Here is a 256-nt window from a genome sequence, read left to right as displayed (position 1 = left end):
AGAAGTGGTCCGGGTTCTGAAGCCGGATGTCGTAGTCCGCACGCACGGTGTTGTCCCATTCCATGTCGATGTCCGGGTTCGGCACATCGAAGTGAAAGGCGTTGGCATTTGCGCTCCACAACCCACACACCGCAGCGATACAGGTGGCGTGCACGCCAAGGCTGATCGCACTTGGCTTTAGACTCTTCTGTTTCATGCGTCTCCTCTTGTCTTTGTCGAACTGCCGCAGAAATGACGTTGAGCCCTCGATTTCTGC

At 55.9% G+C, this 256-nt stretch carries 1 pseudogene; it reads right to left on the bottom strand.

Features of this window, described 5'->3' with window-relative positions:
* Positions 1-196 (bottom strand): annotated as a pseudogene (locus SB772_RS43195) (hypothetical protein); the annotation flags it as partial.
* Positions 197-256: the final 60 nt, after the last annotated feature.

It is taken from the genome of Paraburkholderia sp. SIMBA_030, assembly GCF_046535245.1.
GTDB lineage: Bacteria > Pseudomonadota > Gammaproteobacteria > Burkholderiales > Burkholderiaceae > Paraburkholderia.
Note: the sequence above shows the minus strand (reverse complement) of the source record. Positions and strands in the feature narration are given on the sequence as shown.